Consider the following 23282-nt stretch of genomic DNA (forward strand, 5'->3'; position numbering starts at 1 on the left):
TTTTTTTATGACACTGGCCTTGGAGGAGGCCGTGTTAGCAGAGTCTGCCGGTGAAGTCCCTGTGGGTGCTGTAGTTGTTCTTAAAGGGCAGGTGATTGGCCGTGGACGGAATAGAACTCGAGAGTTGAACGACCCTAGCGCCCACGCAGAGATACTCGCGGTGAGAGATGCTTCTCAAGCCATTGGCAGTCACAGATTGAGTGGTGCTGAGCTGTTTGTAACCCTGGAACCTTGCACGATGTGTAGTGGTGCAATTTTTCATAGTCGCCTCGCTCGAGTGGTTTTTGGTGCACCAGATCCCAAAACTGGTACCGCGGGGTCTGTTTTGGATCTTTTCAGCCAGCGTCAACTCAACCACCACACGCTGGTAACCGGTGGAGTTCTCAGAGACGCGTGTCAGCGAATTCTGCAATCTTTTTTTGTGTCGGCGCGAATGAGAAACCGCGAGGAACAAATCTCACTTCGGGAAGATGCATTGCGTTTAGATGCGCAGGCATTACCTTGCCCCGATGATTCGACAATCAGAAGCAGCTATTTTTATACCAGTGAAGGTTATCGAATTCGGTATCTGGATTCGAATACGGTAAATCCGAGATACACCTTGCTTTGTGTTCATGAATTGGGTTTTTGGTCTTTCCAAGTGTGGTCCTTAGTGAGCCGCATGGCTCATCATGGTGTGCGCGTCATCGTTCCAGACCTGCTTGGCCATGGCTTGAGTGATAGACCGAAAAAAAGTGCATGGCATTCTGTGCGAGCGCACGTAAATTCGCTCATCGCATTGACGAAATATATGGACCTTACCCCGACCCATATCGTGGCCATAGGCAACGCAAAAGCGATTGGGACTGAACTTTGCTCTGTTTTGAAATTAGATGAGTCTTCAGTTTTATCAATTGTTACAGCCAGGCCGCCAGCGTTGGCGGCTCTAGCCGAGTCGTCCCGCCATCAAAGCTGCAGGTCGATCGGTGGTTTGTCCAGAAAACAATTGAATCACTTGGTTGGTTTTCCAGACAATGTGGTAAAGGCGTTGATTGCGCACTTTCCCGACAAGGGTCATGCCGCCGTATTGGATGCCATAAGAAAACCTGATTTCTCACCCGAAAATACGCTCAAATCACCGACATTTTGTCCGGTCGTTTTGGATGAAACCCATCTCGATTTTCTTGAGCGTGAGTTGTTGATCAAATGAGCCTCGTTAAAAAAGTTATTTATCTATATTCTCCATCGGGCGCTGTTCGCGACCGTGCTGCCTTCAAAAGAGGAGTTCGTCGTCTTACTGAATTGGGATATGACGTGGAAGTCGATCAAGATGCCCTGACTCGTTTTGAGCGGTTCGCCGGAGATGATGCGACTCGAATCCGAGCTGTCGAGCGTGCTGCGAATAGTGGCGCAGATGTCGCCCTGATAACTAGAGGTGGTTACGGCATTACACGGGTCATAGATCGACTGCCCTATACCTCTATTGCTTCTGCCATTGAGAACGGAACTCAGTTTGTTGGAATCAGTGATTTCACTGCCTTGCAGCTAGCTTTGTTCGCGCAAACTGGAGCCCGCACTTGGGCAGGCCCTGCACTGTGTGAGGGGTTCGGTGTAGGTGGTGTCAGCGGTGAAATTCCAGACGACATTATGGAAGACTGCTTTGCTGACCTGCTGATGGGGCAAGGGGAGGGGACAGGTTGGCGACAAGATCGCAACGGTCATATTTCAGAAACTGATTTTGTGATCGAGGACGCTACCCTGTGGGGTGGCAATCTGACGGTTCTCACGTCTCTGATAGGTACTCCTTACTTTCCGGATATTCGAGAAGGAATTCTGTTTCTCGAGGACGTCGCAGAACATCCTTACCGTATTGAGCGTATGTTGGCGCAGTTAATGAGGAGTGGCGTCCTGGCGCGTCAACAAGCAATAGTTTTAGGTCAGTTTAGCGCTTACAAACTGACTTCTCATGACAGCGGTTTTGGCCTGCCAAAGGTAATTGGCTGGTTGCGTAATCAGCTCAATATTCCTGTCTATACCAATCTTCCGTACGGCCACGTACCGACCAAAGTACTCCTTCCGTTTGGCTTGAAGGTCGATTTAACCTCGAGCGGCAAAGACGTGCTCTTGTACTGGGGGCATCATTAGTTTTAAGAGTGGCGTACTGAAAATTTGTTCGTTAGGTTGTGAGGCACTAGGCCTACAAACATGGTGCTAATTTGGTGAAGTTTCTCTTTAGCCACCGCTTCGCCACTTAAGGATGCAATTGCTGCCATAACATCCCCACGCAAATACCAAAGATCATCGATATCACTTGCATAAGTAACTCGAAGCTGAACTAAGGGGAATCGTTTTTCTGCAACATCGCCTAACGCCGCTAGCATCTCCATGCGAATCTCGTGCAACGTGGTCACCGAGGCTTTTTTTGAGGGCCCGGACAGTCCTTGCAACAAAGAACCAACGCGGCCAACCAAGTTTTTTGCAATCCAACTCATGTATATTTTCCTTGCTTTTGTGCGAACATAAAGCCATCAGGAGAGCGGTGCAATAGGGGTTTTGCGAATTGTTCCCGTTACGCAACAGCACCAAGTGGACTTAACGGTCGCGTAACAATGTTGTGTATTAGATTCGGTTGGCTCGTAATTCGCATTAACGCCTTTTAATGCGCTTGTAACTTAAGTCATGCGAAGCCTTTCGGAATATCACGGATGGGTATTAAATCAACTGTCGTCTTCACAGATCTTCATGGAAGCACCGGTGCGTTCGGGGCTTTAGGGAACGCACGCGCGACCGTTGTTATCACTCAAATTCTTGACCAGATTACAGCGCTGGTCTACGCGCATCAGGGACAGCTCGTAAAGAAGCTCGGCGACGGCGTAATGGCGGTGTTTGGGCAGCCTGGCAAGGCGTTAGATTTCGCAGTTCAGGTGCAACGGGTCCATAGCCGCCATTTATACAATTTTGAATTAGGTGTGAGTTTGCCCGTCAAGATCGGAATCGCATTTGGTGATACTGAATTCACCGAGGGTGATTACTACGGTGACGCGGTCAATGTCGCTGCGCGTCTATGTGATTTAGCTGGCCCTAGCCAGATTTGGGCGAGCAAAGGAAGTGTGGACGTGCTTGCCCTAAAAAAGGGGGTATCCGTCCGTGCCGTAGGCAACATTGCCATCAGGGGGCGTTCGGAAAACTGCGAAGTTTTACAGGTCGAGTGGAAAGAGGACGAGCAGTCTGATTTTTTGACAATGCAAGCGCAGATTATGGTGAGCACATTGTCCGGCAAAGATGTCTTAGGCAAGCAAGTCGATCTTACGTACCGGGAAAAGCACATGACATTCCGCTCGTTCGAATTACCGGCACATATAGGCCGGGTGAAGAGTGCTGAGTTTATCGTTTCCGACCCAAGGGTCTCTCGGATGCACGCGCGGCTGGTTTGGCGCAACGGGGGGGTTCTGGTCGAAGACCTCAGTACTTATGGGACGTGGGTGCGGTTTGCTGATGACTCGTCTGGGGAAATCTTATTGCGTCGTGATGAGTGTGTTTTGCACGGGTCAGGTGAACTAGGGCTTGGGGCTTCCTTTGGCGACAGCAGTGCGCCTGTGGTGTCGTTCTCAGTAAGCTGAACAATCTCCATGCACAATGGTTAACATAATATACATCGTATGAAGTAAAAGAGCCTCAACAGTAGCAAGAAGGATTCTTAGCGTGTCTTGTGGATTGCTAATGCAGCGTTAGCAATTTATGGGGCGCGCTAAAGCAGCAGATTGGATGCACCCTGGTCACGCAGATGTAGCAGCTACCAAACGCCCTTGGGACGTAGAGCCCTCACAAAGGCGCCGATGATTTCCATGGACTCGTCTTTTTTTGCCTGTCGTGCAAAGTCCATGGCCGTGAGCCCTTTGCTGTTTTTGAGACTGGGATCGGCACCAGCCTCGAGCAATAGCTTTACAACAGAACTGTTGCCGTACATCGCTGCCATCATCAGAGGTGTGGATCCATTTGGGGATGCGGCATCAATGTAGGCGAAGTTTTCCAGCAGCAGCCGCACCACAGGAATATGAGCGTTAGTCGCTGCGTAGTGCAATGGAGTCCAGCCCGTTTTATTTACGTCTGCGTCTTTGGCAATCAATACTGCACACAAATCCACATCCCCCGCGAATGCTGCCAACATCAAGGGGCTCTCATCGTCTGGAGATCTGACTTCAACACGAAGGCTGGGTTGTTCTAAAAGTAGCTTCGTGGCCTTGTTTGCCGACAACTTAATGGCCAACAGTAGCGCAGGTAAGCCCTTGGGATTCACTGTGTTGGGGTCAAAGCCGCGACTCAAGAGACTCTGGATGACCAAGGGGTTGTCAGTCTCGATGGCTTTGAAGAAATCCTCATACGATCCCGCATGAGCGCCACCGCACCAAAGGGACAAAGCACCCAAAACCAAGAGGAGACGTCTTTTAGGATGATTGCGCATGGTTACACCTTGAACAAAACATCGAAATTCACGCTTGTCTGCTCTGCAATTTTTTCAATAGTCACGTTCTTTACCCGGGCTAATTCTTGGGCTACATGAGGAACGTAGGAAGGATTGTTTAGCTTGCCACGGTATGGCACCGGTGCAAGGTATGGGCTATCGGTTTCAATCAATAAACGATCGAGTGGCACAATGGCTGCTACATCCCTGATACTTTGAGCAGATTTAAAGGTAATGATTCCAGAAAATGAAATGTAGAAGCCCAAATCAAGAGCTTGGCGCGCGACATCAACGTCTTCCGTAAAGCAGTGGAAAACACCCCCCGCACTGCTTTGATCACCGCACTCCCCTGCTTCCTTAAGAATTGCCAAGGTGTCGTCCGAGGCGCTTCGTGTGTGAATCACCAGTGGCTTATTTAATTTTCGTGCTGCCTCGATATGCACACGGAAGCGCTCTCTTTGCCACTCCATATCGGAGATGCTTCTGGATCCGAGGCGGTAGTAGTCCAGGCCTGTTTCACCGATTGCCATGACTTTGGGTAGGCTGCCCCATTGCAAGAGACGCTCAAGATCTGGCTCTTGCACTCCTTCATTGTCTGGATGTACCCCAACCGTCGCCCAAATATGAGGCTGAGCCACTGCAAACTCGTGGACCGTAGGAAACTCTTCTAGCGTCGTGCAGATGCACAAGGCGCGAGTTACCTGCGCTGTTTTCATCGCATCCGAAATATCTGGCCATTGGGATGCGAGTTCGGGAAACGTAAGATGGCAGTGGGAATCAGTAAACATGCAAAGTCCGCAAGAAACTCGCGGCCGTCCTCGACACTACATCTGACGCCCTCCGAGTCGTGAGTTTTAAACCGTTTGAGTAGGACGCTCAGAGGCCATATGCGCCCCCAAAATCTCTTCTATTTTTAACTTGAGTGCCCGTGACTTTTCGTCTTTAGGAAACAAAATACCCACCCCTTGGGTTCTCCCGCCAGCAGCTTTGGCGGGTGTAACCCAGGCAACTTTCCCTGCTACGGGGTAGCGCTGCATGTCTTCGGGCAATGAGAGCAACACATAGACATCATCACCCAGGCTGTAGTCGCGCGTTGTCGGTATGAATACGCCTCCCTCGGTAAACATGGGTATATAGGCAGCGTAAAGCGCAGCTTTCTCCTTGATCGAAAGCTGAATAACGCTGGGCCTTGCACTAGCGGTAGGGGTACTGGTCATAGTCTCTTGGGTTCCCCAGAGTTTAGGACGGTTTGCGCTTTGGATACAAGCGACTCGGTCAATAGGCCTGCGTTGAAAGGATGATCAATCGTCTTCATCGATTGTGACAATTCCTTGGACCATGCAGACAGCACAAACATGGGCACTCGCACGTCCTGGAGAGCTTGACGTGGAAAAAAGCGGGGATCTGCGCCTGTAGAAACCACCATAAGATCGTGGCAAACCTTCTGAATCGCGTCGATCTGAGAGGCCGCGCTCCAATCTTTGAATATGCTCACATCGCCCATGCGCAAAGCATGGGGGATAGCGGACCACCGATGGAGTGCGCCTTCTGCTTGCGCCAGTGTCAAGGCGAACTCAGGTCTGCCACCTGATGCCTTGAGCGCCAGATTCATCTGCTCGGCAGTGACTGCTTGGCCAGCCAACCAACTCTCGGCTTCTTGAATAGGCGGCCATTGCAATGTGTGAGAAATACAGCGACTACGGATGGTGGGTAGCAACTGGTGGGCAGATTCAGTGGCAAGGACAAACCGCACATCACCTGGAGGTTCCTCTAGGGTCTTGAGCAAAGCGTTCGCGGTAATGTGATTCATCTGCTCCGCAGGGAACACCACAACCACCTTGCCTCGCCCTCTTGCACTGGTGCGTTGCGAGAACTCCACAGCATCGCGCATTGCATCGACTCTGATTTCTTTGCTCGGCTTGCGCTTTTTGTCATCCACCTCTGCTTGGGCCTTTTCACTCAACGGCCAACCGAGCTCGATCATGGTGGTTTCAGGCATCAGCATGCACAAATCCGCATGCGTTCGCACCTCGATAGCATGGCAACTGCCGCAGGTGCCGCACGCCCCTGCCCCGCTCAGTGCTTCGCAAAGCCAGGCACGCGCAAGCTCCATAGCCAGGGCGTACTGCCCCAGTCCGGACGGACCTTGCAAAAGCCAAGCGTGACCGTTTTGGCTCAATAACGCGCTTCGCTGGCGCTCAATCCATGGTGCAAGGTTCATGCTTTCAGCAGTCCTCGCGTCACAAGTGCTGCCAATACATCAGAACGCACGGCAGCGATTGTTTGATCCGCATTGATCCTGGCAAAACGTGTAGGGTCCTCTTGTGCTCGCCGTTCGTAGGCCTCTGCCACTTTTTCAAAGAACGCCTGAGGTTGAGATTCAAATTTATCCGGGATCCGCGCAGACGTCAGTCGCTGGGCCGCTACGGCGGCCGGCAAATCGAACCAAATAGTCAACAGCGGCTTTATGGGTCGCGGCGAATCAGCGTCGTTCTTGGCAACAGGCGGAGTTTGCACCCAAGCTTCAAGGGTCTCCAAGGTGCTCCAGGCACAACCTCTGCCCCCGCCTTGATAAGCAAAACTGGCATCAGAAAAGCGGTCACACAAAACCACATCGCCACGCGCTAATGCGGGCCAAATCACCTGTTTCAAGTGATCGCGCCTCGCGGCAAACACAATCAGTGCTTCAGTCATTGCGTCCATCGGGTCATTCAAGACCAAACCCCGCAGCTGCTCAGCCAACGGTGTGCCACCTGGCTCCCGCGTCAAGGTGACTCTGGCGCCCGTAGCTTCAAACGCTAGCCGGACAGCATCGATATGGGTCGATTTGCCCGCTCCATCGATGCCCTCAAAACTTATAAACAGTCCCTGCATAACTTCTGGCTCAGCGCCCTCTTTGGTACTTGTCAACCGCCCTATTGTGCTCGTCCAAAGATTCGCTGAAATAGCTGCTTCCATCTCCCCGGGCCACAAAATAAAGTGCCTTGGATGACACCGGTTGAATCGCGGCAATGAGTGCAGATTTCCCCGGTAAAGAAATCGGGGTCGGTGGCAGTCCATTGCGGGTGTAGGTGTTGTAAGGGGTATCCGCCAGCAAATCGGAGCGTCGCAAGTTGCCGTCGAAACGTTCGCCTAAGCCATAAATCACCGTCGGATCGGTCTGCAAGCGCATTCCAATTTGCATCCGGTTGTGAAATACCGATGAAATCAACGTTTGGTCCGCCGTCTTGCCTGTTTCTTTTTCAATGATGCTGGCGAGAATCAAAGCCTGCTCGGGCGTTTGCAAATGCTGGTTTGCTCGGCGAAGGCTCCACGCGGCCTCGAGTTGCTTGTCCATTGCTATGAGGGCCTGCCCGAGTACATCCATATCACTGCTGCCCTTGGCATAGGTGTAGGTGTCAGGAAAAAAGCGCCCTTCCGGATGTTGCCCGGCTCTCCCTAGGGCTGCCATGATGGCGTCGTCCGACAACCCCCGGCTGTCTTGTTTGAGTGCGTCGGCTTTGGCCAATGCCTGTCTTGCTTGGCGAAATGTCCAGCCTTCCAGAATGGTGACGGACCTGAGCGCTTGGTCACCGCGTACAAACTTCTCCAGCAACGTCCGGGGCGTGATACCTGCATTCAGCTCGTAACTGCCAGCGCGGATTTGGCGCGATTTGCCAGAGAGCCGGAACCAAGCATAGAGCAGATCTTCCGACACATCCACTCCCGAGCTTGCCACCTGATGTGCCACTTCACGCGCACTACTTCCTGCGTCTATATGAATATCAACTACTGTTGATTCCAACTTCAGCGGTGACTGAACCCATACAAAGCCCGAAGCCACTAAAGCGACAACTGCCAAAACGACGGCAATGAAAAAGCGCACGGCCCTACTCTCTGTCTGGATGAAACGAAGAATGATAATTCAGGCTATGACAGCACTGAACGCATCCACACCATTCGCCCTGCCTACCGGGGTGGCAAGATTGACACATTGGGGCGTGATCCGTCTTCACGGCGCCGACGCTGCCAAATTCATTCATGGCCAACTGACGCAGGATTTCTCGTTGCTGGGCTCAGATCAAGCTCGCTTGGCAGCTTTTTGCAATGCCAAAGGCCGCATGCAGGCCAGCTTCGTCGGGTTTAAGGCATTAGATGGCGATATCTTTTTGCTTTGCAGCAAAGATCTGCTGGCCCCTACGCTCAAGCGTCTATCGATGTTTGTCATGCGCGCCAAGGTTCAGTTGAGTGACGTGTCGGACATTTACGCCATCTGGGGACTCTCTGGAGACGCCACCAAAACCACAGCTGGGACGCATGACCAGGCATGGTCCAAGGCTGACTTGGCGGACGGCACCGCCATTACGCTTTATCCCGCGGGACCCACCAAGCGCCAACTCTGGGTGAGCCCGGTCGATGCACCTCAACCAGAAGGTGTTGCAATGAGCTTGCAGACTTGGCAATGGGGAGAAGTCATCAGCGGCATCGCCACCGTGACACAGCCGGTCTTTGAGGCGTTTGTGCCGCAAATGTTGAACTACGAGTCTGTGGGCGGGGTCAACTTCAAAAAGGGCTGCTACCCGGGCCAAGAGGTGGTAGCTCGCAGTCAATTTCGGGGCACATTAAAGCGACGCACCTACCTCGCACACACAGCTGTCGAACTGTCGCCGGGCCAAGACGTCACTGTGGCTGAAGACACCGAAAGCGTAGTTGGCCAAGTCGTGCAAGCTGCGGCCTGCCCTTCTGGCGGTTATGACGCCTTGGTGGTGTTACAGACCTCTCACCAAGACGCTGAATTGGCAGTAGCCGGGGCTAGGCTCACGCTCCAACCTTTGCCCTACCCGTTATTGGAAAGCATTTGAGGCCTGTTTACCATCTGTTTATCGGGGTTGACGGGTTGCATGTGCCGCAAGGCAGCCCATAATAAGCATTGAACGACACCGCGCCCGAAGGACTACGACCGCTTATGTCTACACCGCTTAGCAAAGAAGAAGCTTTTGCCCGATTGGGTTCCATCACCCGTGAAATGCACGAAGCACTCTCGGTATTGGGCGCGAATCAACTTCACAACATCGTCGAAGAAATTCCGAACGCCCGTGATCGCTTGGCCTATGTGGGCAAGATGACCGAAGACGCGGCCAACAAGGTGTTGAACCTGGTCGAAGAAGCAAAGCCCGCTTGTGATGACTTGGCGAAACGTGGCGATGAGCTGGGTGCTGCGCTCACCCGCTTGGCGCAGAGCGCGGACTACAGTGATGAAAAAGCCAAGGGCCTCTTAGTGACCTGCGGAAAGTTTGCCCACTCCACGGCGCAGTTTTCATCCAAGCAGGCCGAGGTCTTGAGTGACATCATGATGGCCCAGGACTTTCAGGATCTGTCGGGCCAGGTGATCAAGAAGGTAATCGACATCATCACCCGGACCGAAATGCAATTGGTCCAGCTCCTGATCGACAGTAGCCCTGAGGCTGTGGTGAGCACAAAGGCTGCTGCAACCGAAGGCACCGTGTCCGTCGACGACCATGTGCTCGAGGGGCCGCAAACTGCGGACAACGCACTCAAGCAAGATGATGTGGATGACTTGCTGGCCTCTTTAGGCTTTTAATTGAAGCCCGGCGGCCGCTCTTCAGGTCCAGCGAATTTCCATCTCTTGGTGGGCAATGCCCGCCTCTTCGAATTCTGGCCCTACGGGCTCAAACCCTTCTTTTCGATAGAACCCGGAAGCGCTTGCTTGGGCGTGCAGCACGATGGCTCTATCCCCGCGCTGCTTGGATGCGTTCATCAAGGCGTGCAGTACTTCTCGTGCCAAACCCTGGCCGCGCAAGGCCGGGTCTGTGGCCATGCGGCCGATGCGGCCGGTTCCGGGTGCGTGCACCAGAAGCCGTCCGCTGGAAACCACTCGCCCTAAACCATTTACCACGGCCGCGTGTATCGCCGATTCATCGGCGTCGTCATAGACCAGAGCGGGCGATATCTTTTGTTCGTTCACAAACACGCTATTTCGCAAGGGCGTGATGCTTTCGCCCAGAGCCTGCCAAGACCCTGTAATCGTCTTGATCATGGGCGCGCCTGCTTCGAAATCCGAGAGAACCTTTCTTAGTGCTGTGGGCACTTGGCGTGATGTGCGGCTTGCGGGATCTGCGAACACATAAATCAGCTCAGCGCTGACGAGTAGCGCGCCGTTGTGAAACACCGCACCTGCATAACGCAGTGAACTATTGCCGATGGACTCCAGCCGGAGCCCCACTTGCAGCAACTCGTCATATAGTGCCGGAGCGTGGTAGTCCAAGGTGGCTTTTTTGACGAACAAATCGCCCTCCAAAGACGCCATCGTGTCGGTATAAGGGAGCGCCAATTCACGCCAATAGGCACCCATGGCGGTGTCGAGGTACATCAGGTAGTGCGCGTTGAATACGATCTTTTGCATATCCACTTCCGACCATCGCACCCGTAGCGGGTGCAAAAACCTGAAGTCTTGGAGCGAAGAATTCATGATGTCAGCCTCAGGTAGTGGTGTGGAGTGCCGCGCGCAGTGCGCGGGCGGCATCGGCATGTGCGTGGGCCGCCTCCGGAATGGCGCGGCCCATTTTGATGAACTCGTGGACAACGCCCCGGTAAATTTCCAGATCTACCGGCACACCCGCCATGCGCAGGCGGTCGGCATACTGCACCCCCTCGTCTACCAAGGGGTCGCATTCGGCAAGTCCTATCCATGCAGGCGCTGTGCCGGCAAGATCGGCTTCCAGTCCGTCCGGGCGCACGCCGTCCAGCGGGGCAAAGCGCCAGTCATCCCGGTCAGCTGGTGTGCGGATGTAGTGATCGAAAAAGTAAGTGATATTGGTCTCGTCGAGAACAAAGCCTTTGGCATAGCGGCGGTGTGAGGGTGTGTTTTGGTGCCCTGCACAACCTGGATAAAAAAGCAACTGCAAGGCCAAAGGCAAGCCCTGGTCCCGCGCTTCAATGGCGCATGCGGCAGACAAAGTGCCTCCGGCACTGTCCCCGCCAATGGCCATGCGCTGGCCATTCAACCCGCGCTCGCCACCATGGTGAGCAAGCCATTGCACGGCATCCCAGCTGTCCTCATGCGCTGTCGGGAATTTGTACTCCGGGGCTAACCGGTAGTCGAGGGAGACCACGGCGCAACCTGCCAGGTGGGCCAAGCGGCGGCAAAGGCCGTCGTGGGTGGCGAGGCTCCCTACGGTAAAGCCACCTCCATGCAAATACAGCAGCACCGGTAAAGCCGTGTGATCCGGTGCGTAGTGGCGGGCAGGAATCGCGTATCCATCGCGCGCGGGGATTGAAAAGTCTTCGACCCGCGCAAGCTTTTGTACCGGCAACTCCAGTACATTCGCCGCCGCCGCATAAGCCGCTTTGGCTTGGGTTGCCGAGAGTGCATGCATGGGCACGTGCCCTGCCCGGGCAATACTGTCCAACACCTTCAGCGTGGCCGGAGTGAGCAAGGCACGCGGGTTGGCGTGGCGGTCAAAATGGGGACTCATGGAACGTAGGGAATTGGGTACATTGGAAACCTGTTCAATCCTACACGGCGACACCATGGCTTTGATTCAATACCTGACCCAGATCCAGTTTGAATGTGGCGCACTGCGCCTGCTGCGCAGCGAGTGCGAGCGCGTCGGCATCAGCCGCCCGCTGATCGTGACAGATGCGGGCGTCAAGGCCGCCGGTATCTTGCAGCGGGCCTTGAATGCCTTGGGGGACATGCCCGCGGCCGTTTTTGACCAGACCCCTTCCAATCCCACCGAAGCTGCAGTGCGGGCGGCCGCCGCGCTTTACCGGGCACAAGGCTGTGATGGTTTGATTGCGGTGGGCGGCGGCTCCGCCATTGACTGCGCCAAAGGCGTTGCGATTGCGGCGACCCATGAAGGGCCGTTAACCCACTACGCCACCATCGAGGGTGGCTCTGCCCGCATCACCGACAAAGTCGCTCCCTTGATTGCGGTACCGACCACCAGCGGCACCGGCAGTGAGGTGGCGCGGGGTGCCATCATCATTGTGGATGACCATCGCAAGCTTGGCTTCCATAGCTGGTACCTGGTGCCCAAGTCGGCCATCTGCGACCCGGAGTTGACCCTGGGCTTGCCGGCGCGTCTGACCGCTGCAACCGGCATGGACGCGGTGGCACACTGCATGGAGACCTTTATGTCCGCCGCCTTTAATCCGCCGGCGGACGGCATCGCCCTCGACGGTCTGGAGCGGGCATGGGCCCATATCGAACGCGCCACTACCGATGGTACCGACATCGAGGCGCGCCGCCAACTGATGAGTGCCAGCATGCAAGGCGCCATGGCGTTTCAGAAAGGTCTGGGTTGCGTGCATTCGCTCAGCCATAGTCTGGGCGGCGTGGATCCTCGCTTGCACCACGGTACCCTCAACGCCATGTTTTTGCCAGCGGTCATCGCATTCAACGCAGAAGCTGAGTCTGTGAAAGCAGACAAGCGCCTGCAGCGCATGGCCCATGCCATGGGTTTGAACTCCGCTGCTGATATCGGAGACGCTGTCAAAGACATGAACGCCCGACTAGGCCTGCCCTCGGGTCTCGGCGCTATGGGAGTCACCGAAGATTTGTTCGACAAAATCATCGCAGGCGCTATGGCGGACCACTGTCATAAGACCAATCCACGGTTGGCCAGTTGGGACGACTACAGAGCCATGCTGGCAAAAGCGATGTAGGCCATCTTTACCCTCGTGAGCGCTATCCGGGGGCAGATAGCGCTATACACTGCGCAGCGCCTTCATCATCCGCGCTGCAGCGCTCCATTCCGCCGTCGCTATGCCCCAGGTAAAACAGAGAGCCACACAACGACTACCTTTTTTCCGCGGAAGCTATCCCCTGCTCTACTTCGCGATTCTGGTGATCATGGTTGCCGTGAGCCTGACGCGGTATCACTTGCTTATCAAAGACATCGTTGCCGAGGCCACGGAAGACCGGGCCTTGCAACTGGAGCTGCTGGGTGCGTATGTTCCAGACAATCTGTTACGCAAAAGCCTGGTCTCTCATGGCACCGAGATCCAAGACTCCTTGGACGAGGAACTGGGCAGGCATCGCGGTGTGCAGTCGCTCCAATGGGAGTTTGAAGGTCGCAATTACACCAGCGATAGGCCCGCTACCGCGAGCGCGAAAGTCCCCCGCTGGTTTGCCGAGCTCGCCAACCTTGCGCCGTTGCAACAAGAGTTCGCGGCCATCTCCCCCCAGGGCAGCAAGGCCCGCTTGACGGTCCGGATGCGAGGCGACACCACCCTGCAAAAGAGCTGGGTCACTGTGATGCGGCAGATCCCGGTCTCTCTGTTGATCTTCGTGACGGTGTTCACCTTGTTGTCGCTGCTCTTGAGGGTCAATTCCCGCTTGCTGGAGCGTTTAAGTTTCGCTAGCGACACGCTGCGTTCCGGGGAGTTGGGGGTGCGGATGGTGGAAACCGGCACCTCCGAGATGCGCGCGGTGGCCCAGACCTTTAATGCCATGGCGGCAGAAATCGAGTCTTTGGTGCACTCCTTGCGTCAGAGCAAAACAGATCACCATGAGCAGGTTCACTTTACACATCAATTTATCAATGCGCTGCCACTTCCTGTTTTTGTGAGAGATCAAGACGGCACCTGTCTTGGGGTCAACAAAGCCTGGGAAGAGTTTTTCAACCACCCTTCGGGCGCAGTGGTGGGCGGCCGCTTGCGCAGCGATTTCGCCAACTTTCCCCGCGGGACCAACCAGTATCAAAAATTTGGTAAACCGCGGGAGGATCACGAGATCCAGATAAAAGTGGATGAACACCAGGTCCGTGACATGGCCTACTACAAGGCGCCGTTCACCCTCCGGGACGGTACCCAGGCCGGCACCATCGGCGCACTGGTAGACATTACCGACCGAAAGAACGCCCAAGCAGCGCTGTTGGCCGAGAAAGAGCGCGCAGTGGTCACGCTCTCGTCGATCGCCGACGGGGTCATCACGACCAATGCCGCCGGGCGCATTGAAACCATGAACGAGGCGGCCCAGTACCTGACAGGCCACCAGTTGGTGCAGGCTGTGGGGCTGCCACTAGCGTCCGTTTTTCGCCGGGACCCCACCTCTCAACCACTGCCAGAGGGGCTCCAGGTGAATCATTTGCACCTGGTGCAAGCGCCGGTCCACGCCTTGAATCAGCTTCTGGTGCATCGTTCCGGGGAGCGCTATGCCATCGAATTCACGGCCTCTCCCATCCGTTATTCGGGGGGCGAGGTGTCCGGTTGTGTGCTGGTGTTCCGTGATGTGACCGAAACCAACGCGCTGAAGAACGAAATTTCATGGCAAGCACGCCACGACCCCCTCACCGGATTGAACAACCGCAACGCACTGGGCGAGCGGCTCACCCATGCGCTGTTTCAGGCCCGCGAATCCGGGCAGAGCCTAGCGCTTTGCCTGTTGGATCTGGACCACTTCCAGGCAATCAATGAATCCGAGGGGCAGCGAATCGGCGACCGTCTGCTCAAAGAAGTCGGCCTGCGCCTGCGGCGCTTTGTCAAAGACGAATCCGACATCGCAAGGCTGGGTGGCGATGAGTTTGTCGTACTGTTTCATGAGAGTGCACAGGGGCCCCGGTTATTTGCACGCGTGCGCGAGTTGCTGGGGGCTCTCGCCCAGCCCTTTGCCATTGACGATGTCACGGTGAGCTGCACGGCGAGTGCCGGCATTGCGGTGTATCCGATGGACAACGCGAGCCCCGATACCCTGCTACGGCACGCCGATCAGGCCATGTACCAAGCCAAGCAAGCCGGCAGAGGCAACCTCCATTTGTTCGATGCCTTGCAAGACCAGCAGGTTCAAACCACCCATACCCGAATGGCGCGAATCGGGGAGGCCTTGCAGTCCGAAGAATTCCGCTTGCACTACCAGCCCAAGGTGTATTTGCGCAGCGGCGACATCATCGGTTTCGAGGCCTTGCTTCGCTGGCAGCATCCGGAGGATGGCTTGGTGGGCCCGCAGGCCTTCCTGCCTTTGATTGAAGAGACCGACCTGATCGTCGACACCGGCAACTGGGTGCTCTCGCAGGCCATGCGGCAATTGCAGCTGTGGGTACAGCAGGGGCACGCCTGGAAGGTCAGCGTGAATATTGCCGCACGCCATTTCCACCGGCCGGATTTCGTGGACTCGCTGCGATCCCTGCTGTTGGACTACCCCTCCGTCCCCGCCGGGCTGCTGGAGCTCGAGATTTTGGAGTCCGCTGCGCTTCAGGACATTCAATACATGCGCCACATGATGCAGGAGTGTCAGGCCTTGGGCGTGAGCTTTTCGCTCGACGACTTCGGGACCGGCTTTTCGTCTTTGTCGTACCTAAAAAGACTGCCGGCAGAGACCATCAAAATTGACCGCATGTTTGTCGACGGCATTCTGACCGACCCAGAGGACAGCACCTTGGTGAGCGCGATCGTCGGTCTGGCCCGTGCGTTCGACCGCGCGGTGATTGCCGAAGGCGTAGAAACCGATCAACAAGCCGAAAAGTTGTTGTCCTTGGGCTGCGAAATGGGCCAGGGCTATGGCATTGCCAAACCCATGCCGGCGGATGCGGTGGTGCCATGGGCTAAGGCGCGCCGCACAGCGAAACCCCTGCTCTAGCGCAATCGGCTGGAGAGCGCCGGGCTCAGCGTGGCCAGAAAACCCTCTACCGTGTCGGTGTAGTTGCCGGCCAGCCCGAGGTTCTTGTTGATCTCACCATGGCTGAGGTCCTGGCCGGAGACCTGCACCCTCACCCCCACGACGAGGGCCTGTTGGCTGAATGCTTGGGCCTGGGCACAAGAGTCGCCCCTGCGGGTGGAGCACACCGCCAGCATCGGTTTGGCAGAGCCCTGCAGCTGGTGCAGTGGGGATACTGCGCGCCAGAAGTCCGGATCGGTGCCAAACGCCGGGTCATACAGCTTGTAGTGGCGCGCTTTCATGATGCCGGCCACATCGAGCGCCGCACTGTCGAGCAGCACCGAACCCAGCCAGCCTTGGGCACCCGCTTGAGGCCCGTACACGGATGATGCCGAGAGCAAAGCCACCAGATGGGCCCCGGCCGAATGACCCATGAGCACAAATTGCTTGGGGTCTGCACCCCAGCTGCGCGCCTGGTTTTGCGCCACTGACAAGGCTTGCGCGACATCGCGCACCTGGTCGAGTGGGTCGGCCTCAGGCAGCAGGCGGTTGTTGATCGAGACGAATACCAAGCCCTTGGCAAGCCAGCGATGGGCTTTGTTGTCCACCACATTGCCATTGCGTTTGTCGCCGGTGCGCCAGGCCCCTCCATGCACCATGAAAATGACCGGTGCGGGGCCCGCCGCCTGGGTGTCGGGCAGATAAACATCCATTTTTTGCAGGGCGTCGCTGCCATAAGGCACGTCGCGCAAGACCCTGAACCGCGCTTCGCTCGCAGTGCCGCCGTCCGGGGCCTCCAAGGACTCTTCTGCGCCGCGCCGGTCTCCGCTGTCCCGACGCTCCATGATGCGCTGTTTGATGCGATCCAGCACATTGTCCGCATGGCTTGGCGTGGCGCAGACCCAGAGGGCTGCACACAGCAAAGGGAGTAAGGATGCGCGGAAACCGAAGCGCGGAAGATTCATAGCGGGTGTACCTGGTTCATGTCTGGCTTGTCCAGCCAGGCGATGAACTCGTCCACCATCTGCTGGCTTGCGCTTGTCGCGGCATTCCATGCCTTGACGCGCGCATCCAGATCATTGCCGTAGTGCGTAAAGTCTGTGCGGTCCGGGAGTTTGCTGTTCGGTAAAGTTTTCACCCAATCCGGATTGGGGGCCAGCAAGACCATGGTATCCAGAAACGGCGTGCTGCGATGGCGCCATTTCAGCCCTTTGTCCAACCAGCCCGGCACCACGCTTTGCTGGAAATGCGGGTACAGCACCAAGCCTTTAGGATAAAAAGTGCCGGTAGCCCCCGTATTCATTGCGGGAACAGCTCCTGAATATGTAGCAAGTTCTGCCCCCGGGTAGTTGAGGTGCAGGTGGTAATCGGTAATGCCACCATCCCAATACGCCCCTTTGGGTGCGCCAGGGATATCGTGGACGGCCCGCAAAACAAACGGAATTGAGCAACTGGCCTGCAGCGCAGGGTTGAAGTTGGCCTCGCTCAACAGCACGCGCCGGGTGCGGTAGTCCTGGGTCGCAAATGGCAGGGGCGCCGGGCCCTCGCCTGCCCCGCCGCTGGAAAACACCACCCGCTCCAGCCAGGCGCCCATGGCCTTGCGTTTGACGGTATTGGTCAAAAAGGCGCCCAAATAGCCCAGCGGGGTGCGCACGCCATGCTCGGTGCCCAGCATGTGCCTGCCGCGGGAGGTCACGATGTGCAACCGGTACCGCGGGTGGTTCAGCACCTCGGGGACGCGGCCGCCATAAAAAGCGAGCAGGTTGCGCCCGAAGGTTTCGCTCACCTGGTCTGCGCTGACCCGCTTTTGTCCGGGCGCAAGCTCGTAATGCTGGTGGATGTAGTCGTGCTCCAAGCGCTGAAAGGCAGACACCGGGTCATTCAGGCAGGCAGTCGCCATGCGCCACGCTCCGATGGAGGCGCCCACCAGATCCACCGGCTGGTTGGATCGCTGTAGCCAATCCCCGAACAAAAAGCGGTCCATCGGGCCAAGGATCAGCCCTTTGGGCCCGCCGGCAGCGCCGGGAATGGTGCGGATGTGCTCTGGTTGCAAGCCGTGCGCGGCCAATGACGCGCGGGCCGTCGGGCCCGCATAGATGCGAAGTGCTTTCATATCCGGTTCAGGTGTGGGCTGCCCAGTCAAACGGGTCTTGTTGCAGCACCATGTCGATGTTCAGGCCCAGCGCAATGCCGACGGCATCCGGGTAGGTCACGGCCAGCCCTTTTTCACTCAAGCCGGCCTCCTTGGCGCGTGCCCGCCAGGCGGCCAGGTGAATCACGCCGGCCAGGGGCTCGTAAACATTGTTGTCAAACGGGGCGTATTGGTGCTCGATGGCATCCACCATCGGCTTGGGAAACTGCCACATCCGCGCATAGCCCGCGCCCACGCTGGCATAACAGTAGCCCAGCACAGTGCGCTCTACAAAGGCGCGGTTCATGGCCAAGGGAGCGATTTCGTTGTCCAGCATGGCACACACATCGGGCATCGCCAAGTGCATGGCCAGCTCGCCAACCGCATGGATCAGTCCGGTGGTAAACGCCGCCTGGGCGTTGAGCCGGACCAAGGTGGCCAGTGAGCGCGACACCTTGGCCACGTTGAGGCTGTAGTCCCAGAACTGCGGCAGCAGGATGCCCGGCACCGCTTTGGGCGACGCCACCTCGGCGGCGGCCTGGGCCATCATCCGGACGTGGCTCAAATCCAGCAGAGCAAGGGCCTCAGAGACGGTGCTGATCTTGCCCGACTGCTGAAAAAAGCTCGAATTCGCCAGCTGGAGCAGCCGGCTGGTGAGCGCAGGGTCGGTGCTGATCAGGCGGTTGATTTTGTGCAGGTCCGCCTCGGGTTGGCCCAGCTCGCTCAGCAGCAGCGCCACCACTTTCGGAATGCTGGGCAGGTGAAACTGCTGTTCCAGCAAGGCACTGAGAATCATGTAGGCAAGCTCCGCAAAATTTTTCCATCTCCGCCCGGATTATCACAGCGCCGGGAAGGCAGTACTTTTCCTACTATCAGTTTTGTCACGATGCGCTTTAATTGAATCTAAACGTGCACATGCTGCGTAACAAGCAAGGCCCGTTCTACTTTTGCGTCGTTGGAGACCCTCATCATGAATTTTCACAACCAATCGGTGGGGAAAAAGCTCTTTATTGCTTTTTCCATCCTGGTCACCATATTGGTGGCTGTTTCGATTCTTGCAATTCAAAGTCTGAGCCAAGCCCAGCGGGACTTTGACGGATTTGTAAGCGATGAGTTCAGTCGTGGGAGTCTGGCGCGCGACATCCGGGCTGCGACTAGCGCCCGTGCCATATCTGCCCGTAACTTGATCATTCTGAATGGTGCCGAAGACATCAAGGCTGAATCTGTTGCAGTGCAAGCGGCCCACGATCGGGTGCAAGAGCGCCTGGCCCTGCTGAAAACCACTGTTGCAAATGCCAAAGACGTCAGCAGTGAAGAGCGGGCGCTGCTCGAAAAAATAGAAAAGCTGGAGCAGCAGTACGGCCCGGTAGCCCTTGCGATTGTGGCGAAAGCGACGTCCGGGCAGAAAGATGCTGCGATCCTCCAGATGAACGAGCAGTGTCAACCATTGCTCAAACAGCTGATCGGAGCCACTACGGAGTATTCCAAACTGATTGCTACCGCAGGTGGTAACGAAATCAAACGGTCTGGCGAAAAATTCCGGAGTAACCGGTTTTTGTTGGTGGCGAGCTCCATCGCTTCGGTGGTGATTTCTATTCTTTTAGCAACCATGATTCACCGCAGTCTCATGCGCTCGTTGGGCGCAGACCCTGCCCAATTGAGCGCTGCCGCCCAGCGTGTAGCCTCCGGAAATCTGGGTACGGTGGAAGGAAGTGCGAATGCTCCGAAAGATAGCGTTTTGGCCTCCCTTGGCGATATGCAGTCGGCCCTCGCATCCATTGTTGCCGGGGTGCGAAGCTCTGCAACCTCTATCGAAGCTGGCTCCCGCGAGATTGCCAGTGGCAACAACGACTTGTCGCAGAGGACAGAGCAACAGGCCCACAGCATCCAGCAAAGCGCTGCGTCCATGGAAGAAATGACGGCCAACGTGCAGCAAAGCTCAGAGACCGCTCAGCAAGCCAGCCTGCTCGCGACCAGTGCACGGGCAGCCGCAGAACACGGCGGGAGTGTTGTGGCACAGGTGGTGAGCACGATGGAAGACATTTCCAGCAGCTCACGCCGCATCGGAGACATCATCAGCGTGATTGACGGTATTGCTTTCCAAACCAACATTCTGGCGCTCAATGCTGCCGTGGAAGCAGCCCGTGCCGGCGAGCAAGGGCGCGGCTTTGCGGTGGTAGCCACTGAGGTGCGCACTCTCGCACAGCGGAGTGCGCAAGCTGCCAAAGAAATCAAAACCCTGATCGAGGCTAGCGTGGAGCGCGTGCAAGCTGGCACATCACTGGTGCAGACAGCGGGAACAGCCATGACCGGCATCGTGACCGAAGTCAATCGGGTGGCAGACCTGATTGGAGAAATAAGCACGGCCACTCGTGAGCAAAGCACAGGGATCGGTCAAATTGGTGCTGCCGTCACACAAATCGACCAGTCGACACAGCAAAACGCGGCATTGGTCGAGGAAATGGCGGCCGCGGCCGCCACGCTGAACCAACAAGCCAACGCTCTGGTGCAATCAGTAGAGGTCTTTCAGGTTGGAGACCAAGGTGGTCCCGGCCGTATCCACCCTGCCCGTTTGGCACTTCGTTGAAAAAAAAGCCCCGTGGAACGGGGCTTTGAAGCGTGTCACATGCGCTCTTTTAGCGCTTGAGCTTGGCGAATGCGGCTGCCATGGCGTTGCCGGCAGCCGGTGCGCTGTCTTGGTAGCGACCCACCTGTCGCTCGCCACGGGCCGGGCCCTGGTAGCGGTTATCACCGGCTTTTTGGCGAAACCCCGAGTCCTGCCCTCCAGCGCCCTTGGAACCTGCGGGAGCTGCTCCTATTTTCATAGTGAGGCCGATGCGCTTGCGGGCCACATCCACTTCCACCACCTGCACTTTGACGATGTCGCCGGTTTTGACGACCTCGCGGGCATCGTTCACAAACTTGTGCGCCAGCTGGCTCACATGCACCAAGCCGTCCTGGTGCACGCCCAAGTCGATAAAGGCGCCGAACTGGGCCACGTTGCTCACGGTGCCTTCCAGAATCATGCCTTCTTTCAGGTCGGCAATGTCTTCCACGCCGTCGTTGAAGCGGGCCACCTTGAAGTCCGGGCGCGGGTCGCGGCCGGGCTTTTCCAGCTCGGTGAAGATGTCTTTGACGGTGATCACACCAAATTGCTCGTTGGCGAACAGCTCGGGCTTGAGGGTCTTGAGCATGTCGGCGCGGCCCATGATCTCGGCCACCGGCTTGCCGGTTTTGGACATGATTTGCTCCACCACCGGGTAGGTCTCGGGGTGCACGCCCGTCATGTCCAGCGGGTTGCTGCCACCGCGGATGCGCAAAAAGCCTGCGCTCTGCTCAAAGGTTTTGGCACCCAGGCCGGTCACCTTCATCAAATCCTGGCGGCTGCCGAAGGCGCCGTTGGACTCGCGCCAGCGCACCACGGCCTTCGCCACGGTGCCTGACAAGCCGGATACACGGCTGAGCAGCGGCACAGAGGCGGTGTTCAGGTCCACGCCCACCGAGTTCACGCAATCTTCCACCACCGCGTCCAGCGTCTTGGCGAGTTCGCTCTGGTTCACATCGTGCTGGTACTGGCCCACGCCGATGCTCTTGGGGTCGATCTTCACTAGTTCAGCCAGCGGGTCTTGCAGGCGGCGGGCAATCGAGGCCGCACCGCGCAGGCTCACGTCCACGTCAGGCATCTCTTGCGATGCATATTCGCTGGCGGAGTACACCGAGGCGCCTGCTTCGCTCACTACGACCTTGTCGACTTTGATCTCAGGCGCACCGGCTTGGTCGGCCATCTTGGCCAAGAGCTTGATCAGGTCGGCGGCCAGCTTGTCAGTCTCGCGGCTGGCGGTGCCGTTGCCGATGGCAATCAGGTTCACGCCGTGCTTGGCGCACAGCTTGCCCAAAGTATGCAGCGAGCCTTCCCAGTCCTTGCGCGGCTCGTGGGGGAACACGGTCGCGGTTTCCACCAGTTTGCCGGTGGCATCGACCACGGCCACCTTTACACCGGTCCGGATGCCGGGGTCCAGGCCCATCACCACGCGCGGGCCGGCGGGCGCTGCCAGCAGCAGGTCGCGCAGGTTGTCAGCAAACACCTTGATGGCCACCTTCTCGGCGTCTTCCCGCAGACGGGCAAACAGGTCGCGCTCGGTTGACAGGCTGAGCTTGACCTTCCAAGTCCAGGCCACGCACTTGCGGATCAAGTCATCGCCGGGGCGGCCTTGGTGGCTCCAGCCCAGCTTGAGCGCCAGGCGCCCTTCTGCCAATGACACCACCGCTGCAGGCCGCTTTGCTACAGAATTCGTAGCAGATTGCGCATATCCTGCGGGAGCTACAGCCTGATTTGATACAGAAACCGGCTCGGGCAGCACCAGCTTGGCATCCAGAATGTCCAGCGAACGGCCACGGAACACCGCCAGCGCACGGTGGCTGGGCACGCGGCCGATCGGCTCGTCGTAGTCGAAGTAATCGCGGAACTTGGATACATCGGCATTGTTCTCGTCCTTGCCGTCCATCAACTTGGAGCGGAACAGGCCTTCCTGCCACAGCCATTCGCGCAGGTCCTGCACCAGCACCGGGTCTTCGGCCCAGCGCTCGCTCAGGATGTCGCGCACCCCGTCCAGCACCGCCAGCACGGTGGTGAAGTCGTCGCCGGCCTCGGTCTTTTCTTTGAGTACAAAGGCCTGTGCCTCGTCCATGGGCACCAGCTGCGGGTTGGCATACAGCTTGTCCGCCAGCGGCTCAATGCCTGCTTCGCGGGCGATCATGCCCTTGGTGCGGCGCTTGGGCTTGAACGGCAGGTAAATGTCTTCCACCTCCTGCTTGGTGGCAGCGGCGTCGATGGCGGCCAACAAGGCGGGCGTGAGCTTGCCTTGTTCTTCAATGCTTTTGACCACCGCTTCCTTGCGGTCGCGCAGTTCGCGCAGGTAGCTCAGGCGGGCTTCCAGCTCGCGCAGCTGGATGTCGTCCAGCCCGTCCGTCACTTCTTTGCGGTAGCGGGCGATGAAGGGCACGGTGGCGCCGCCATCCAACAAGGCCACGGCGGCCTCGACCTGCTGGGGGCGTACCCGGATTTCTTGCGCAATTTGCGCGATGATTTTCTGCATTGCGGAAAAGCCGGTCAA

At 57.1% G+C, this 23282-nt stretch carries 21 protein-coding genes; 8 read left to right on the forward strand and 13 right to left on the reverse strand.

What is annotated here, in order from left to right:
* Positions 1–7: 7 nt before the first annotated feature.
* Both tadA and RAE19_RS00105 read left to right on the forward strand, forming a co-directional pair.
* Complete coding sequence (gene tadA, locus RAE19_RS00100; RefSeq protein WP_313873013.1) at positions 8–1189, forward strand: tRNA adenosine(34) deaminase TadA; 1182 nt, start codon at positions 8–10, stop codon at positions 1187–1189.
* Positions 1186–2124: an LD-carboxypeptidase gene (locus tag RAE19_RS00105; RefSeq protein ID WP_313873014.1), complete on the forward strand. Its 939-nt coding sequence runs from the start codon at positions 1186–1188 to the stop codon at positions 2122–2124. Before tadA ends, RAE19_RS00105 begins: the two co-directional genes overlap by 4 nt.
* Positions 2125–2126: 2 nt before the next feature.
* On the opposite strand, the gene RAE19_RS00110 is transcribed toward RAE19_RS00105, so the two are convergent.
* Positions 2127–2471: a hypothetical protein gene (locus tag RAE19_RS00110; protein ID WP_313873015.1), complete on the reverse strand. Its 345-nt coding sequence runs from the start codon at positions 2469–2471 to the stop codon at positions 2127–2129.
* A gap of 213 nt (positions 2472–2684) precedes the next feature.
* Here RAE19_RS00110 and RAE19_RS00115 point away from each other — a divergent pair, with 213 nt between their 5' ends.
* Positions 2685–3599, forward strand: a complete 915-nt coding sequence (locus RAE19_RS00115) for an adenylate/guanylate cyclase domain-containing protein (RefSeq protein ID WP_313873016.1) — start codon at positions 2685–2687, stop codon at positions 3597–3599.
* Positions 3600–3772: 173 nt separating this feature from the next.
* Here RAE19_RS00115 and RAE19_RS00120 read toward each other — a convergent pair whose 3' ends face one another.
* The 6 genes from RAE19_RS00120 to mltG all read right to left on the reverse strand — a co-directional run bounded on the left by RAE19_RS00120 (position 3773) and on the right by mltG (position 8306).
* Positions 3773–4441, reverse strand: coding sequence for an ankyrin repeat domain-containing protein (locus RAE19_RS00120; RefSeq protein ID WP_313873017.1), 669 nt, complete (start codon positions 4439–4441; stop codon positions 3773–3775).
* A gap of 2 nt (positions 4442–4443) precedes the next feature.
* Positions 4444–5229 carry a TatD family hydrolase gene (locus RAE19_RS00125; RefSeq protein WP_313873018.1) on the reverse strand — a complete coding sequence of 262 codons (786 nt, stop codon included), beginning with the start codon at positions 5227–5229 and terminating at the stop codon, positions 4444–4446.
* Between the two features lie 66 nt (positions 5230–5295).
* Entirely contained in the window at positions 5296–5658 is a 363-nt protein-coding gene (locus RAE19_RS00130) for a PilZ domain-containing protein (protein WP_313873019.1), read from the reverse strand.
* Entirely contained in the window at positions 5655–6662 is a 1008-nt protein-coding gene (locus tag RAE19_RS00135; protein WP_313873020.1) for a DNA polymerase III subunit delta', read from the reverse strand. Before RAE19_RS00135 ends, RAE19_RS00130 begins: the two co-directional genes overlap by 4 nt.
* Entirely contained in the window at positions 6659–7315 is a 657-nt protein-coding gene (tmk, locus tag RAE19_RS00140) for a dTMP kinase (protein WP_313873021.1), read from the reverse strand. Before tmk ends, RAE19_RS00135 begins: the two co-directional genes overlap by 4 nt.
* A gap of 10 nt (positions 7316–7325) precedes the next feature.
* The gene (gene mltG / locus RAE19_RS00145) at positions 7326–8306 is read right to left on the reverse strand and encodes an endolytic transglycosylase MltG (RefSeq protein ID WP_313873022.1); all 981 of its coding nucleotides are present in this window, start codon (positions 8304–8306) and stop codon (positions 7326–7328) included.
* A 46-nt stretch (positions 8307–8352) separates the two neighbouring features.
* On the opposite strand from mltG, the gene RAE19_RS00150 reads away from it, so the two are divergent.
* Positions 8353–9282, forward strand: coding sequence for a YgfZ/GcvT domain-containing protein (locus RAE19_RS00150; RefSeq protein WP_313873023.1), 930 nt, complete (start codon positions 8353–8355; stop codon positions 9280–9282).
* Positions 9283–9386: 104 nt separating this feature from the next.
* Positions 9387–10022 carry a protein phosphatase CheZ gene (locus tag RAE19_RS00155; protein ID WP_313873024.1) on the forward strand — a complete coding sequence of 212 codons (636 nt, stop codon included), beginning with the start codon at positions 9387–9389 and terminating at the stop codon, positions 10020–10022.
* Between the two features lie 21 nt (positions 10023–10043).
* Here RAE19_RS00155 and RAE19_RS00160 read toward each other — a convergent pair whose 3' ends face one another.
* Together RAE19_RS00160 and RAE19_RS00165 are read right to left on the reverse strand one after the other, a co-directional pair.
* Entirely contained in the window at positions 10044–10910 is an 867-nt protein-coding gene (locus tag RAE19_RS00160; protein WP_313873025.1) for a YbgC/FadM family acyl-CoA thioesterase, read from the reverse strand.
* A gap of 10 nt (positions 10911–10920) precedes the next feature.
* Positions 10921–11916 carry an alpha/beta hydrolase gene (locus RAE19_RS00165; protein ID WP_313873026.1) on the reverse strand — a complete coding sequence of 332 codons (996 nt, stop codon included), beginning with the start codon at positions 11914–11916 and terminating at the stop codon, positions 10921–10923.
* Between the two features lie 55 nt (positions 11917–11971).
* On the opposite strand from RAE19_RS00165, the gene RAE19_RS00170 reads away from it, so the two are divergent.
* On the forward strand, positions 11972–13108 hold the full coding sequence (locus tag RAE19_RS00170) for an iron-containing alcohol dehydrogenase (RefSeq protein WP_313873027.1): 1137 nt from the start codon (positions 11972–11974) through the stop codon (positions 13106–13108).
* A 187-nt stretch (positions 13109–13295) separates the two neighbouring features.
* A complete protein-coding gene (locus RAE19_RS00175) occupies positions 13296–16019 on the forward strand; it encodes an EAL domain-containing protein (RefSeq protein WP_313876143.1) in 2724 nt (907 codons plus the stop codon).
* Here the strand turns inward: RAE19_RS00175 and RAE19_RS00180 are convergent.
* The 3 genes from RAE19_RS00180 to RAE19_RS00190 are packed head-to-tail and all read right to left on the reverse strand — an operon-like array spanning position 16016 to position 18964.
* Positions 16016–17002, reverse strand: coding sequence for an alpha/beta hydrolase (locus RAE19_RS00180; protein ID WP_313873028.1), 987 nt, complete (start codon positions 17000–17002; stop codon positions 16016–16018). The two genes, RAE19_RS00175 and RAE19_RS00180, sit on opposite strands and share 4 nt — an antisense overlap.
* Positions 16999–18150, reverse strand: a complete 1152-nt coding sequence (locus tag RAE19_RS00185) for a phospholipase (RefSeq protein ID WP_313873029.1) — start codon at positions 18148–18150, stop codon at positions 16999–17001. The genes RAE19_RS00180 and RAE19_RS00185 overlap by 4 nt, the downstream gene beginning before the upstream one ends.
* A 7-nt stretch (positions 18151–18157) precedes the next feature.
* Positions 18158–18964: an HDOD domain-containing protein gene (locus RAE19_RS00190; RefSeq protein ID WP_313873030.1), complete on the reverse strand. Its 807-nt coding sequence runs from the start codon at positions 18962–18964 to the stop codon at positions 18158–18160.
* A gap of 174 nt (positions 18965–19138) precedes the next feature.
* Between RAE19_RS00190 and RAE19_RS00195 the strand changes: the two genes are divergently transcribed.
* Complete coding sequence (locus RAE19_RS00195) at positions 19139–20755, forward strand: methyl-accepting chemotaxis protein (protein WP_313873031.1); 1617 nt, start codon at positions 19139–19141, stop codon at positions 20753–20755.
* 49 nt (positions 20756–20804) lie between these two features.
* Here the strand turns inward: RAE19_RS00195 and RAE19_RS00200 are convergent, their stop codons facing one another.
* On the reverse strand, positions 20805–23264 hold the full coding sequence (locus RAE19_RS00200; RefSeq protein WP_313873032.1) for a Tex family protein: 2460 nt from the start codon (positions 23262–23264) through the stop codon (positions 20805–20807).
* Positions 23265–23282 lie beyond the last annotated feature (18 nt).

It is taken from the genome of Rhodoferax potami (genome assembly GCF_032193805.1).
GTDB classification, from domain to species: Bacteria; Pseudomonadota; Gammaproteobacteria; order Burkholderiales; family Burkholderiaceae_C; genus Allorhodoferax; species Allorhodoferax potami_A.